Source organism: Saliniramus fredricksonii (assembly GCF_900094735.1).
Classification (GTDB): Bacteria; Pseudomonadota; Alphaproteobacteria; order Rhizobiales; family Beijerinckiaceae; genus Saliniramus; species Saliniramus fredricksonii.
The window spans coordinates 1,683,596-1,695,908 of the sequence record NZ_FMBM01000002.1 but is presented as its reverse complement, the minus strand read 5'-3'; the positions used below and the strand labels follow the sequence as shown (position 1 = coordinate 1,695,908).

Below are 12,313 nucleotides of genomic sequence, written 5' to 3'. Positions count from 1 at the left end.
AAATACAGAGTTCGTAGCGCTAGAAAAAGCAGCGGCGCCGACAAGTCAACCGGCACGAACGACGCTTCCGGCGCGACATACGGCTTGCGTAGTCGGGGCAGGGGCCTTCATCGTTCTCTCGGAGTGCCGGGTTCAGCGCCCGCCGCCGCGTGAGACCCGCTCGATCTCGGCCCGGACCATGCGCTCGACAATGGTTGGCAGATTGTCGTCGAGCCAGACCTTGAGCATCGGGCGCAGCATCTCCTTCACCAGATCGTCGAGGGTGCGCCCGTTATTGGAGAGCACCGTATGGGCGAGCTGGTTGAAGGCATTGCCGACGGCCTCGTCGGTGGCCTGCGAAATAAGGCGGTCCTCGTCGATGAAGGCGTGTTGCGCCGGCGTGGCATAGGCGGGCTCCGGCTCGGGTTCATATTCGGGCTCGGGTTCAGGCGCGGCTGCGGGCGCGAAATCCAGCCCGTCATCATCCTCTTCGCCATCGGTGCCGATCGCATCAAAAGCCGCGTCAACGGCGTCCTGCCCGGCCAGTTCTTCCGTTTCTTCTTCGCTTGCGCCGGTATCGATGGCATCGAAATCGATCTGTTCGTCTTCATTGCGGAAATCGATATCGTCATGTTCGAGCGCGAGATCAGCCGGCGGGACGGCTTCGCCGACCTCGGCGAGATCGAGCACGTCATCGTCGTCGTCTTCCTCCGGCTGCTGTGGCGCGGCGTCGTATGCCTCCGGCATTTCCGAACCGTCATCGCCGATCGCTTCCGCCATCGCCGCCTCGAACGGATCTTCCTCGTCACCCTTGTTCGCAGCTTCCTGATCATCGGCGATGATGCGCCTGATCGAAGCCAGAATTTCTTCCATCGAGGGTTCGTCGGTCTTCGGATTGGCCTGGTTCATGCGAAACTCTCACCGCGATCGAGTGCGCCGACGACGAGAATCACCCGTCGCGTCATGCATTATATGGTTAAACGATGCGGGCGCGATGCGCAAAGGGGCGAAGGCCTTTCACCCACAGGCGTTTATCAGTCGCCAGACGGTGTGGAGGTGCCCCAGATGCGGTTGCGAACCTGCTCGTAATGCTCGCGGGAATCGTATTCGGCAACGGCGAGGCCGAGCTGATGGGGCGTCAGGCGACCCATGGCCTGGACCAGCGAGAAGGCCGCGACGACCCGGTCACGCTGTGCGGTAATCAGGTTGACACGCGCATTCAGCAGTTCCTGCTGCGCATTGAGCACGTCGAGCGTGGTGCGCTGGCCGACGCGAGCCTCCTCGCGCACACCGGTCAGTGCTGTCTCTGCCGCGTCGACCTGGATCTCGGCGGCCTGAATCTGCGCGGATGCGGCCTCCAGCGAGCCCCAGGCCGTGATCACATTGGCGCGCACTTCCTCGCGGGCCTGTTCGAGTTCGAAACGGAACTCGTTCACGGTCTCTTTTGCCGCGCGAACCCGCGCGGAGACCTCGCCGCCCTGATAGAGCGGCACGGTCAGTTGCGCCGTGATCGAGGCGCTGGTCTGGCGATCGCCGCGCTGCTGCGTGTCGAAACGCCGGTCGATCGAGCCCCGCACGCTGGCGCGCGGCAGAAGTTCCGCCTCCGCGACCTTCACCGCGATCTGGGCGCCGTCGAGCGCATGGCGCGCGGCGATGATCGACGGATTCTCCGTCAGGCCGAAATGGAGGGCGCTGTCGAGATTGCCGGGAATCAGGCGCTCGGGGGCGCGCCCGGCACCGAGTTCGCGCGGTTGCGAGCCGATGATCTGACGATACCGGCCGATATTCGCGCGCAGATTGGCTTCGGCCAGGCTGACCTGCGAACGCGCGGAAGCCAGCCGCGATTCGGCCTGCGCGACATCGGTGCGGGTGACTTCGCCGACTTCGAAACGGTCCTGCGATTGCCGCAACTGTTCGTCGAGAACCTCGACATTGTTGCGCTGCAGATTCAGGATCGCCGTGTCGCGCAGGACGTTCATGTAGATCTCGGCGCCGTTAAACAGCGTCTGCTGCACGGTGGCTTCCAGCCGCATGCGCGCGGCGAGGACCTGAGTCTCGGCGCGGCGCACGGCATTGCCGGTGCGCCCGCTATCGAAAATGTTCTGCGTGACTTCGAGGCCGATCCCGCGCGGATCGCGTGACCGAGAATCGATTGCGCCGGTGACCGGGTTGGGCCGCCAGGTAATCTGGCTGCCGATATCGGCGGTGGCGTTGATGCGCGGACGATAGCCCGAGCGCGCCTGCGGCACGCCTTCATTGGTCGCGCGCAGGCTGGCGCGGGATGCATTGATGATCGGGCTATTCTGATAAGCGCGGGCGAGGGCGGTATCGATCGTCTCGGCATGCGCCTGATGCCAGCCGGGCAACGCCAGCATCGCAAAGCCCGTCAGCAACAAGGCTCTCGTCGCGACGAACCTGACGAAAGAACGTGGTTTTGCTCTGGTCACAAATCGTTTCCCGTTGCTGCGCCACCATGACGAACGCGCGGAATCACCCATCCGGGCCCCGACTGTCAACGAAACCTAAACCTTTCTCACGACGCGTGGAAGGCGCGTGTGGCACCCGACGCAATTGCGGCAGGAGCGTGGCATTTGAGCAACGCCTCAGAAAACGAAACCGGGCTCTTCGCGGAAGGCCTTCAGGGGCTGGGCTGCGGCGTCGAAGAGCGGGCGGTCGCCGATCACCTCCCCTGAGCGCACGAACAGCGTCACCCGGCTCGTGCGACCGCCATCGCCCATCACCGTGACCAGACGACCGCCATCGGCGAGCTGTGCGAGCAGCGCTTCGGGGCGCTTCTCGACGGCTGCATTGACCAGGATCGCGTCAAAGCCGTCCGCCACGCCGAAATCGGCATCGAACGGCTTGTCGATGATGGTGACGTCGTCGCTCAGTCCGGCCTGCGCCAGATTCTGCCGGGTTTTCTCGGCCAGCGCCGCATCCGGTTCGACAATGCTGACGGATACGCCCAGCTGCGCCGCGACGGCGGCCTCGTAGCCAAGCGCGCCGGCGAGGATCAGGAGACGCTCGCCCGCATTCAGATCGAGATTCTGCAGCATCCGGGCGAAGACCATCGGCGCGAGGAAATGGCGCGTCTCGCCGTCTTCGGCCTGCGCGATCACCAGCGGGCGGTCGGAATAGGCGAGATTTGCCATATCCGCCGGCGCGAAGATCTCGCGTGGCACTTCGTTCATGGCCGAAAGCACGCCGAGATCGCTGATATCATAGGTCCGCAGCTGGTTGTCGACCATCATGCGGCGGACTTTGGCGTAATCGATCATGGCTCGTCTCTCAGCATGGCTTCCGGCCCCGTGCCGGCAAGCCGGGTTTTGTGGCATCAGCGCGCAAAACGCAAGACTCTGTGCACATGACCCGGCACGCAAGGCCTGCAGCGCAAGCAGGTCGGCATCTGCGCGCCGATGTCAATCATCGTTGCCCGTGTTCAGATCATCGGGACGTTTCCCCTCGTCAAAGCCTTGCCCGCGCAGATGGCCGCGCGCCAGCAACCACTCGGCGATGATGCGCGTGGCCAGGTCCTGCCGCGAAGGCTGCTCCGGCTCCGATTGCCGGGCGTGATCGAGCCCGGCCAGAAGCGCGGAAGTCAGGATGATCGTGTCGTTTCGCTCGTCAGTCATGCAGCTGTGCTCGCCGATTTCGAGAGTTGCGGATCAAGCGGACAGGGAACTCAATCCAGGTGGAACTTGTCGAAATCGCGGTGTTCGGCATGGATGGAGCGCACCGTGCCGGTGGCCGAGCGGTAGACGACCGTCTCGGTCTCGATCACCTCGGGGCCGAAACGCACACCGGAGACCAGCGCACCGTCGGTCACGCCGGTCAGCGCGACGATGACATCGCCGGAAGCGAGCTCGGTCATGTCGTATTTCTTTTCGGGATCCGTGACGCCCATTGCCTTGGCCCGCGCCCGCGTATCCTCGCGATCGAGGATCAGGCGGGTCTGCATCTGGCCGCCGATGCAGCGCAGGGCGCCCGCCGCAAGCACGCCTTCCGGCGCGGCGCCGATGCCGAGATAGATGTCGATCCCGGTCTTCTCCGGCATCGCCGTGTAGATCACGCCGGCCACGTCACCGTCGCTGATCAGCCGCACGCTCGCGCCGGTGGCGCGGATGGCGGCGATCAGTTCATGGTGGCGCGGGCGATCGAGGATCAGGGCGGTGATGTCGGAGGGGGCCACGCCCTTTGCCTTTGCGAGCGCGTGGATATTGTCCTGCGGGCTGGCATCGAGATCGACCACGCCCTTGGGATAGCCCGGGCCGATGGCGATCTTGTTCATGTAGACGTCGGGTGCGGCCAGCAGCGTCCCGGCTTCCGCCATGGCCATGACGGCAACGGAGCCCGGCATGTCCTTGGCGCAAAGGGTGGTGCCTTCCAGCGGATCGACGGCGATATCGACCTTCGGCCCGTCGCCGTTCCCGACCTTCTCCCCGATGAAGAGCATCGGCGCCTCGTCGCGCTCGCCCTCGCCGATGACGACGGTGCCGTCGATCTGGAGCTTGTTGAGTTCGCGGCGCATGGCATCCACCGCGGCCTGGTCGGCGGCTTTCTCGTCGCCGCGCCCGCGCAGACGCGCGGCTGAGACGGCGGCGCGTTCGGTCACGCGGACGAGTTCGAGGGTGAGGATACGTTCGATGAACGGGTTGGGGGTGATTTTCTTGTCAACCATGGGGGCCAGCCTCCGAATGTGATCGCCGTCCGGCGACCGCGATTTCTCTTATTCTCTCTCGATCCGGATGACTTGCGCATCCTCGGCGATCAAGCCGTCCTCGGCGATCTGCCGGATCGCCTCGCGCACCGCGCCCTCGCTCGTCGCATAGGTGATCAGCACCACCGGCACCGGCGCGCCGGAGCGCCCGGTCGGATCGAGCGCGGCGGCCTCGGAACGGCGTTGCAGGATGCTCTCCAGCGAGATGTCATTCTCGGCCATGTGCCTTGCGATTCCGGCGGCGGCGCCCGGGCGATCGTAGACAGCAAGGCGTACATAGTAGCCGCCCTCGTGGCGCTGCATCGGCGCGCGCTCGGCCAGCTCCATCTGCGCGACGGGCCAGCCGAATGGCGGGCGCGGCGGCGTGCCGGCGACATCGGCGATATCGGCCAGAACGGCGGAGGCCGTAGCGTCACCGCCCGCCCCGGGCCCGATCAGGGTGAGTTCACCCACCGCATCGGCATCGATGGTCACGGCGTTGGTGACGCCCATGACCTGCGCGATGGCCGAATCCCGGGGCACCATCGTCGGATGGACGCGCTGCTCGATCCCGGTCCTGGTGCGCTCGGCGACGCCGAGCAGCTTGATGCGAAAGCCGAGATCATCGGCCATTTTCAGATCGAGCGGGGCGATGGCCGAAATCCCCTCGACATAGATCGCATCCGCATCGACCTGCGTGCCGAAGGCGAGACTCGTCAGGAGCGCCAGCTTGTGCGCCGTGTCATAGCCCTCGATATCGAAGGTCGGGTCGGCCTCGGCATAGCCGAGCCGCTGGGCATCGGCGAGGCATTCGGCGAAGGAGAGGCCCTCCGCTTCCATCCGCGAGAGGATGTAGTTGCAGGTGCCGTTGAGGATGCCGTAGAGCCGCGTCACACGGTTGCCGGCCAGCGCCTCGCGCATGGTCTTGACGATGGGAATTCCGCCGGCAGCCGAGGCCTCGAAGGCGAGATGCACGCCGTTTTCCTCGGCCAGAGCCGCGAGGGCATTGCCGTGCTTGGCCAGCAGCGCCTTGTTGGCGGTGACCACATGCTTGCCGGATTTCAGTGCCGCCTCGACGGCTTCGCGCGCCGGCCCCTCGTCCCCGCCGATCAGTTCGACGAAGCAATCGATGTCGGCGGAGCCGGCGAGGGCGACCGCATCGTCGAACCAGGCGAGGCCGGAGAGATCGATGCCGCGATCGCGCTTGCGGTCGCGGGCGCTCACGGCGGTGATGGCCATCGGGCGACCGGCACGTGCGCCTATCGCTGCGCCGTGCATCTGGAGAAGCCGCACAAGGGACGCTCCGACTGTGCCGAGTCCGGCCAGGCCGATCCGCAATTGCTTCGTCATCAATCTCACCCAAATCAGTCCGACGCGCATGGTTCCGGAAGCTGCCGGCCTTGGCGTCGATTGGTGCCTGTCTTGCACGGTTTTTCCGTGCGGTTCAAGGAAGTGAAGCAGCGATTCGCCGCTCATGCACATATCTGCCACGATGGCGTCGCCTCCGGAGGAGGGCGGGGATCACTGCGTTGACGCTTCCGGTGTGTTCTATTAAAAGAACGATCGTTCTTTACAAGGCACGAATTTGCGCATGGCGCGTTCGGGCAACAATTCCGCGCCAGGCGCGCAAGGGAGATGCAAGCGATGACAGAACAAGTGCCCGGTTTCGATACCCTCGCCATTCATGCCGGTGCGACGCCGGATCCCGCGACCGGCGCGCGCGCCACGCCGATCTACCAGACCACCTCCTTCGTCTTCGACGATGTGGATCACGCGGCGTCGCTGTTCGGGTTGCAGGCCTTCGGCAATATCTATTCGCGGATCACGAATCCGACCTGCGCCGTGCTGGAGCAGCGCGTCGCGGCGCTCGAAGGCGGTACGGCGGCGCTCGCCGTGGCATCCGGCCACGCGGCGGAGTTCCTGACGCTGCACGCGCTGATGGAGCCGGGGGACGAGTTCATTGCGGCCAAGAAGCTCTATGGCGGTTCGATCAACCAGTTCACCCATTCCTACAAGAATTTCGGCTGGCAGGTGAAATGGGCCGATACGGAGGATCCCGCCACCTTCGACGCCGCCGTCACCGACAAGACCAAGGCGATTTTCATCGAATCGATCGCCAATCCGGGCGGCGTGATCGTCGATATCGCGGCGATCGCCGAGATCGCCAAGAAGCACAACATTCCGCTCATTGTCGACAACACCATGGGCACGCCGTATCTCGTGCGGCCCTTCGAGCACGGCGCCGACATCATCGTGCATTCGGCGACGAAGTTCCTCGGCGGCCACGGCAATTCCATCGGCGGGCTGATCGTCGATGGCGGCAGCTTCAACTGGGTCGGCGACAAGCGCTATCCGATGCTCTCGGCGCCGCGTCCGGAATATAACGGCATGGTGCTCGGCGAGACCTTCGGCAATTTCGCCTTCGCCATCGCCACCCGCGTCCTCGGCCTGCGCGATCTCGGCCCGGCGCTCTCGCCCTTCAACGCCTTCATGATCCTCACCGGGATCGAGACGCTGCCTTTGCGCATGCAGCGCCATTCCGACAATGCGCTGGCCGTGGCGAAGCATCTCGCTGCCCATCCGGCGGTGGAATGGGTCAGCTATCCGGGGCTGGAAGGCGATCGCTACAACGCACTCGCCAAGCGCTATTGCCCCAAGGGCGCCGGCGCCGTCTTCACCTTCGGCCTCAAGGGCGGCTATGATGCGGGCGTCTCGCTGGTTTCCAACCTGCAGCTGTTCTCGCATCTGGCCAATATCGGCGATACCCGCTCGCTGGTCATCCACCCGGCCTCCACCACCCATCGCCAGCTCACCGACGAACAGCGCGTCGCCGCCGGCGCCGGCCCGGAGGTGGTGCGCCTCTCCATCGGCATCGAGGACGTGGCCGACCTGATCGCCGATCTCGATCAGGCGCTCGCGGGGTAAGGCCAGCGGAAAAGAGGACCGGCGCCCGGATGCGGGGCGCCGGTTGGGTTTCGGGGTGTGTGCCGCAATTTTCTGGTTGTGTCGTTACAGAAATCCAGTTGTTTCTCGAGAAACGATTCGTCAATGCGCGCGAAGCGTTGTTCAATGACATGTCGAATCGAGGGAGGTGGAAATGACGGGCGCCCTTTCGGAGCTGATCGAAGCCGCGCGGCGGATCAGGCAGTCCCCCGAACAGCGAGAAGAGCAGCGCCGGAGTTTCGCCTACGGCAATACCGCTTTCGAAAACAGCCGGATCACGCGGGAGATGGTCGCCGAACAGTCCGAGCGTCTTGCGCGTGAGGCGAAGGCACAAGGCGATGATGGCCAGCGGTCCTGACAAGCGGGACAGTCGCGCATTCGAGCCGCAACTGATCAGTGATCCTGTCGAAAAGGCCGAGGTCGAGGCCAGAAACGGTCTCAGGCAATACGATGCCGGAATTGCGACGGTTCAGTCGGCGCTCGAGCGGGGTGGGTGCTTCAGATTGCGGGTCTCCTTGATCCTGAGCCTTCATCGCGAGGCCCTACAGGGCTTGAGCATGTTTGCCGGAAATTTTCGCCCGGCCGGCGTTTCGATTGAGGGCAGTGCACATACTCCACCCGACTCCCACATCGTTCCTGAACTCGTCGAGGAGATGTGCGATTACGTGAACGCAAATTGGGTGGACGCAACGTCCCTTCATCCGGGCGCTTATCTTATGTGGCGCCTGAACTGGATACACCCGTTCGCGGATGGCAATGGCAGGACATCCCGGATCCTCTCCTACGTCGTAATGTCGATCAAGACCGGTTATGTCCTACCCGGAACCCCGACCATCCCAGACCAGATCGTCGAGCGGCGGCAGCCTTATTTCGATGCGCTCGATGCCGCTGATCGCTCTTGGTCAGAGGGGCGCCTCGACCTGTCGCATGGAGGAGCTTCTCGGCAACATGCTCGCAACCCAGCTCCTTAGTGTCTACAGAGCGGCTGGTGGTATCGTTTCCGATGACGCTGGAAGCCTGGGTTTCTAGGTCAATTGCAGGCCAGGGTTTGCCGAAGCGGCATATCGGTTGAATTGGCGTCGCGGAGACCGCGTCTCTTTGGTAGAAACAGTGCTTGCGGAAATGGGGGTATCTGCATTTACTGGGCTCGCCAGCTATGCAAGCCCCCCTCACAACACCTCCAGCAACGCCGCCGCCGCCGCCTCACCGCTGTCGAAGGCGGCTTCGACGCGCGGGCCGAGGCACCAGTCGCCGCAGGCGGCGAGGCGGCGGGCGGGGTCGATGAGGCAGGGCTCGCCGAGGGGATCGGTGACCTGGGCGTAGCGCCAGCGATGCAAATCGCCGTGGACCGGCTCGTCCATGATGCCGGTGATGCCGACATGGCGCGCATAGAGTTGGCCGATCACATCCTGCATATCGGCGTCGAGATGCGCGCGCGACCATTCCGGCGTGGCGTGGATCACGACGCAATGCATGTCGGATTCGCCGCGCGGCAGGGGCCGGTCGGGCTTGCTGCTGTTATCGGCGATCCAGGCGATGGTCTCGTCCTCGATCGCCATGAAGGCAGGCAGGTCCAGGGGCTCGGGATAGCCGAGCATCAGGGTCAGGCAGGGGGCGTGACGCGCGGGCACGAGCGCGGGTGGGTTCCAGTCGGCGGTTGCCGCGAGCGTGTGCGCCTGGGCCGACGGGATGGCGATCAGGACCGCGTCGAACAGGATATCCGGTGCGCCCTCCGCCGCGACGCGCCAGCGGCCACCTTCCGCGTGAAGGGCGGTGACCGGATTGCCGGTATGGACCGGCAGATCGCCGATCAGCGCCTTGACCGGCGCGTTCATCGCAGGTGTGCCGACATAGCGCGGCTGCGTGTCCAGGTCGGCGTGATCGGCATCCCAGACGGCGACGAGCCCGGCTTCCTGCCAGCCCTGGACGGAAGCGGCGAAGCGCGGGTTGCGGGCGCGGAAGAACTGCGCGCCGTGATCGAAAACACCTCCGTCGAGCCGCCGCGTCGCCATACGCCCGCCGGGGCCCCGGCTTTTCTCGAACAGGGTCACGGCGAGGCCGGCATCGGCGAGGCGCCGTGCGGCGGCGGCTCCGGCCATTCCTGCCCCGATGATCGCGACATGCGCACGGCTTTGCATATTCCGTCTCCCGGATGATCGGCGGCGGGCCGGGGCTTTGCTCCCCTGCGACCGTTTGTGCCTGTCTGCGCGCAATCTGCGCACAAGGTTCATGCGTATGATGGTTAGCAAGGGGAGATGAACGATGCAAAGACGTCATGCTCAGGAATACCGGTCGCTGGCCCGCTACATGGTGAAGCAGGCCCGCATGCTCAAGCAGATGGGGCTCGCGGCGAAGGCTGGGGCGCTGGTCGAACGGGCGCTCGCCTATCACCGTCTCGGCTGGTCGCTGCAGGGGCGTGAGCCGGCCTTGCAGCCGGTGCCGGTGCGGGTGCGCAGCCGGCGCTGAGCGCTCCCGGCTTACCGATCGGCAAGGCGCGGGCGTACTTCGCCTCGTGCCGTGTCGCCCGAACCGGTGACGAGCGCGCAGGCCAGCAAGCGGGCCGGATCAACCGGGCCCGGCAATCTGAGCCGCCCGGGTGGGACGGGTTCGAATCCGAACCGTCGATAGTAAGCGCAATCGCCGACGAGCAGAACCATATGCTCACCCCGTGAGCGCGCCTGCTCCAGCGCATGGCGCACCAGCGCACCGCCGATCCCGCGATCCTTGAAAGCGGGCTCGACCGTCAGAGGCCCAAGAACCAGCGCCGGGACGTCTCCCGCCCAGACGGGACTGAGGCGTATGGAGCCCACGAGCAGCGTTCCGACATGCGCGGCGAAAGACAGCGAGAGATCGTGATCGACGCCTTCGCGCAGGCGGAAGGCGGTGCGGGCAAAGCGGCCGGGCCCGAAGGCCCGCGCGTGAAGCCGCTCGATCGTCGCGTGGTCGCCCGGTTGCTCGGGGCGGATGGTCAGCGTCAGTTCGGTCATGGTTCCGTCAGTCGCAATTGCCCGTCGACGCTGTGCCTCCGGGAGCCGAAACCAACGCGACGAAGAGGCGCATAGCAGTCGCCTTCGCATGGCGCAACGTCCGCAGGGGCATGCCGACTCCGCTACCATTGCGCGGCCGGCGCACGCCCCTCTCGCCATTCGGCGATGCGCCGCAGCGTGGCGGGCGATGTGCCCTCAGGCAATGCGTCGGGTGCAAAGAAGCCGCGCTCGGCGATTTCGAGGTGCGGGCGCGGCGTGTCGAGACGGGTGATCGCAGCCGCGTGATAGAGTGCGACATGATCGCGCTGCGATGCGGCGCGATTGTGAAAGAGGCCCAGCAGCTGCGGTGTATCGGCAAGCCCGATGGCGGCTTCCTCGCGCAGCTCGCGTTCGAGCGCTTCGAGTGTGGTCTCTCCGGGCTCGACGCCGCCGCCGGGCAACAGCCAGCCGGGCGTATAGGTATGGCGTACGAGGCAGATGCGCCCCCGTTCGTCCGTGACGATGGCGCGCACGCCGAGCGTCATGCCACGCGTCAGACGCCAGAACAGATGCAGCGGGATGCGCAGGAAAGGGGTCAAGGCCGAACGGCTCCATACCAGTATCGGGAAGCGGCGAAGATGCTGCGAGACGCCGTCACGAAAAATGCACGCTTGCGTACGAAAAGCAAAGCCGCATCCGCCCTTCGCGCTTGACGTCGCGGGCCGGGCGCGCGAACTCTGCAAGGCTCACGGCGTTATAGGACACAATGTTTCGCATCGCACATCTGACCGATCCGCATGTCGGCCCGCTGCCCCGCCCGCGCCTGCGCGAATTGATGGGCAAGCGGCTGACCGGCTTCATCAACTGGCATCGCGGGCGTGATCGCGCGCATGACATGGAACTCCTCGCCGCGCTCGTGCAGGATATGCGTAACCAGCGCCCCGATCATATCGCCTGTACGGGCGATATCGCCAATATCGGGCTGCCCCAGGAATGGGATGCCGCGCGCGAATTCCTCGCAAGCCTCGGTGAACCCGATGCCGTGAGCTTCGTGCCCGGCAATCACGACGCCTATATCGAGGGCGCGCTGGCGGGCTTGCTCACGGTCTGCGGTCCGTGGACGCGTGATGATGCGGGCGAGGAAGGGGTGTTTCCCTATGTGCGCCGGCGCGATCATGTCGCGCTGGTCGGCCTGTCCTCGGCAATCCCGACGGCGCCCTTCGTCGCCAGCGGGCGCATGGGGCAGACGCAGCTCGATGCCGCCGAGAAACTGCTCGACGGGCTGGCGGAGGAGGGGTTGTGCCGGGTCGTGATGATTCACCACCCTCCGCACGTGGCGGGCGCCTCGGCCGGTCGCAATCTGACCGATTCGCGCAAATTCGAGGAGATGATCGCCCGCACCGGGGCAGATCTGGTGCTGCATGGGCACAACCATATCGGGACGGTCGCCACGATTCCCGGACCGGACGGGCGTGTCCCGGTGATCGGGGCGCCCTCGGCCTCGTCGCGGGGCGGGACCATCGCGCATCGCGCCGCCTATTATCTCTTCGACATCGCGCTCGCCGATTACGGTTTCACCGTCAAGGCGCAGATGCGCGGGCTGAAGGCGGATGGCAGTATCGGTTTTCTCGAGAACGTCTCGCTGGCGCGCAAGAGCGGCGGTTTGCGGGAATCGCTCAAGCGCGGGAAACACGCGCGTCAGTGACGATCTGAAGGGGAGGGGCCAAGG

At 65.3% G+C, this 12,313-nt stretch carries 14 protein-coding genes; 5 read left to right on the top strand and 9 right to left on the bottom strand.

What is annotated here, in order from left to right; translation table 11 throughout:
• Positions 1-132: 132 nt before the first annotated feature.
• The 6 genes from GA0071312_RS14280 to GA0071312_RS14255 all read right to left on the bottom strand — a co-directional run bounded on the left by GA0071312_RS14280 (position 133) and on the right by GA0071312_RS14255 (position 6,025).
• The gene (locus tag GA0071312_RS14280) at positions 133-888 is read right to left on the bottom strand and encodes a PopZ family protein (RefSeq protein ID WP_074445502.1); all 756 of its coding nucleotides are present in this window, start codon (positions 886-888) and stop codon (positions 133-135) included.
• Between the two features lie 125 nt (positions 889-1,013).
• The gene (locus GA0071312_RS14275) at positions 1,014-2,372 is read right to left on the bottom strand and encodes a TolC family outer membrane protein (RefSeq protein ID WP_238947230.1); all 1,359 of its coding nucleotides are present in this window, start codon (positions 2,370-2,372) and stop codon (positions 1,014-1,016) included.
• Positions 2,373-2,582: 210 nt separating this feature from the next.
• The gene (locus tag GA0071312_RS14270) at positions 2,583-3,257 is read right to left on the bottom strand and encodes a protein-L-isoaspartate O-methyltransferase family protein (protein WP_074445501.1); all 675 of its coding nucleotides are present in this window, start codon (positions 3,255-3,257) and stop codon (positions 2,583-2,585) included.
• A 141-nt stretch (positions 3,258-3,398) separates the two neighbouring features.
• Positions 3,399-3,611: a hypothetical protein gene (locus tag GA0071312_RS14265; protein WP_074445500.1), complete on the bottom strand. Its 213-nt coding sequence runs from the start codon at positions 3,609-3,611 to the stop codon at positions 3,399-3,401.
• A gap of 50 nt (positions 3,612-3,661) precedes the next feature.
• Positions 3,662-4,657 carry a class II fructose-bisphosphatase gene (gene glpX, locus GA0071312_RS14260; RefSeq protein WP_074445499.1) on the bottom strand — a complete coding sequence of 332 codons (996 nt, stop codon included), beginning with the start codon at positions 4,655-4,657 and terminating at the stop codon, positions 3,662-3,664.
• A 48-nt stretch (positions 4,658-4,705) separates the two neighbouring features.
• Positions 4,706-6,025, bottom strand: a complete 1,320-nt coding sequence (locus tag GA0071312_RS14255) for a homoserine dehydrogenase (RefSeq protein ID WP_074445498.1) — start codon at positions 6,023-6,025, stop codon at positions 4,706-4,708.
• 294 nt (positions 6,026-6,319) lie between these two features.
• Here GA0071312_RS14255 and GA0071312_RS14250 point away from each other — a divergent pair, with 294 nt between their 5' ends.
• The 3 genes from GA0071312_RS14250 to GA0071312_RS14240 all read left to right on the top strand — a co-directional run bounded on the left by GA0071312_RS14250 (position 6,320) and on the right by GA0071312_RS14240 (position 8,589).
• Entirely contained in the window at positions 6,320-7,600 is a 1,281-nt protein-coding gene (locus GA0071312_RS14250; RefSeq protein WP_074446208.1) for an O-acetylhomoserine aminocarboxypropyltransferase, read from the top strand.
• A gap of 172 nt (positions 7,601-7,772) precedes the next feature.
• Positions 7,773-7,976, top strand: coding sequence for a hypothetical protein (locus tag GA0071312_RS14245; protein WP_074445497.1), 204 nt, complete (start codon positions 7,773-7,775; stop codon positions 7,974-7,976).
• Positions 7,957-8,589, top strand: a complete 633-nt coding sequence (locus GA0071312_RS14240; RefSeq protein ID WP_338056853.1) for a Fic family protein — start codon at positions 7,957-7,959, stop codon at positions 8,587-8,589. Before GA0071312_RS14245 ends, GA0071312_RS14240 begins: the two co-directional genes overlap by 20 nt.
• Before the next feature lie 198 nt (positions 8,590-8,787).
• Here the strand turns inward: GA0071312_RS14240 and GA0071312_RS14235 are convergent, their stop codons facing one another.
• A complete protein-coding gene (locus tag GA0071312_RS14235; protein ID WP_074445496.1) occupies positions 8,788-9,756 on the bottom strand; it encodes an NAD(P)/FAD-dependent oxidoreductase in 969 nt (322 codons plus the stop codon).
• A 124-nt stretch (positions 9,757-9,880) separates the two neighbouring features.
• Here GA0071312_RS14235 and GA0071312_RS19730 point away from each other — a divergent pair, with 124 nt between their 5' ends.
• Positions 9,881-10,084, top strand: coding sequence for a hypothetical protein (locus tag GA0071312_RS19730; RefSeq protein WP_131817822.1), 204 nt, complete (start codon positions 9,881-9,883; stop codon positions 10,082-10,084).
• Between the two features lie 11 nt (positions 10,085-10,095).
• Here GA0071312_RS19730 and GA0071312_RS14230 read toward each other — a convergent pair whose 3' ends face one another.
• Together GA0071312_RS14230 and GA0071312_RS14225 are read right to left on the bottom strand one after the other, a co-directional pair.
• On the bottom strand, positions 10,096-10,605 hold the full coding sequence (locus GA0071312_RS14230) for a GNAT family N-acetyltransferase (RefSeq protein ID WP_074445495.1): 510 nt from the start codon (positions 10,603-10,605) through the stop codon (positions 10,096-10,098).
• A gap of 122 nt (positions 10,606-10,727) precedes the next feature.
• Positions 10,728-11,183 (bottom strand): NUDIX domain-containing protein, encoded by a 456-nt coding sequence (locus GA0071312_RS14225; RefSeq protein WP_074445494.1) that lies wholly within the window; start codon positions 11,181-11,183, stop codon positions 10,728-10,730.
• A gap of 167 nt (positions 11,184-11,350) precedes the next feature.
• On the opposite strand from GA0071312_RS14225, the gene GA0071312_RS14220 reads away from it, so the two are divergent.
• Entirely contained in the window at positions 11,351-12,289 is a 939-nt protein-coding gene (locus GA0071312_RS14220; RefSeq protein ID WP_074445493.1) for a metallophosphoesterase family protein, read from the top strand.
• Positions 12,290-12,313 lie beyond the last annotated feature (24 nt).

What these genes read in the sequence shown, in the direction of transcription:
- GA0071312_RS14240 (WP_338056853.1), top strand. Translation starts at nt 7,957, where the DNA reads ATGATGGCCAGCGGTCCTGACAAGCGGGACAGTCGCGCATTCGAGCCG.
- GA0071312_RS14265 (WP_074445500.1), bottom strand. Translation starts at nt 3,611, where the DNA reads ATGACTGACGAGCGAAACGACACGATCATCCTGACTTCCGCGCTTCTG.
- GA0071312_RS14280 (WP_074445502.1), bottom strand. Translation starts at nt 888, where the DNA reads ATGAACCAGGCCAATCCGAAGACCGACGAACCCTCGATGGAAGAAATT.
- GA0071312_RS14230 (WP_074445495.1), bottom strand. Translation starts at nt 10,605, where the DNA reads ATGACCGAACTGACGCTGACCATCCGCCCCGAGCAACCGGGCGACCAC.
- GA0071312_RS14255 (WP_074445498.1), bottom strand. Translation starts at nt 6,025, where the DNA reads ATGACGAAGCAATTGCGGATCGGCCTGGCCGGACTCGGCACAGTCGGA.
- GA0071312_RS14270 (WP_074445501.1), bottom strand. Translation starts at nt 3,257, where the DNA reads ATGATCGATTACGCCAAAGTCCGCCGCATGATGGTCGACAACCAGCTG.
- GA0071312_RS14235 (WP_074445496.1), bottom strand. Translation starts at nt 9,756, where the DNA reads ATGCAAAGCCGTGCGCATGTCGCGATCATCGGGGCAGGAATGGCCGGA.
- GA0071312_RS14220 (WP_074445493.1), top strand. Translation starts at nt 11,351, where the DNA reads ATGTTTCGCATCGCACATCTGACCGATCCGCATGTCGGCCCGCTGCCC.
- GA0071312_RS14250 (WP_074446208.1), top strand. Translation starts at nt 6,320, where the DNA reads ATGACAGAACAAGTGCCCGGTTTCGATACCCTCGCCATTCATGCCGGT.
- GA0071312_RS14245 (WP_074445497.1), top strand. Translation starts at nt 7,773, where the DNA reads ATGACGGGCGCCCTTTCGGAGCTGATCGAAGCCGCGCGGCGGATCAGG.
- glpX (WP_074445499.1), bottom strand. Translation starts at nt 4,657, where the DNA reads ATGGTTGACAAGAAAATCACCCCCAACCCGTTCATCGAACGTATCCTC.
- GA0071312_RS19730 (WP_131817822.1), top strand. Translation starts at nt 9,881, where the DNA reads ATGCAAAGACGTCATGCTCAGGAATACCGGTCGCTGGCCCGCTACATG.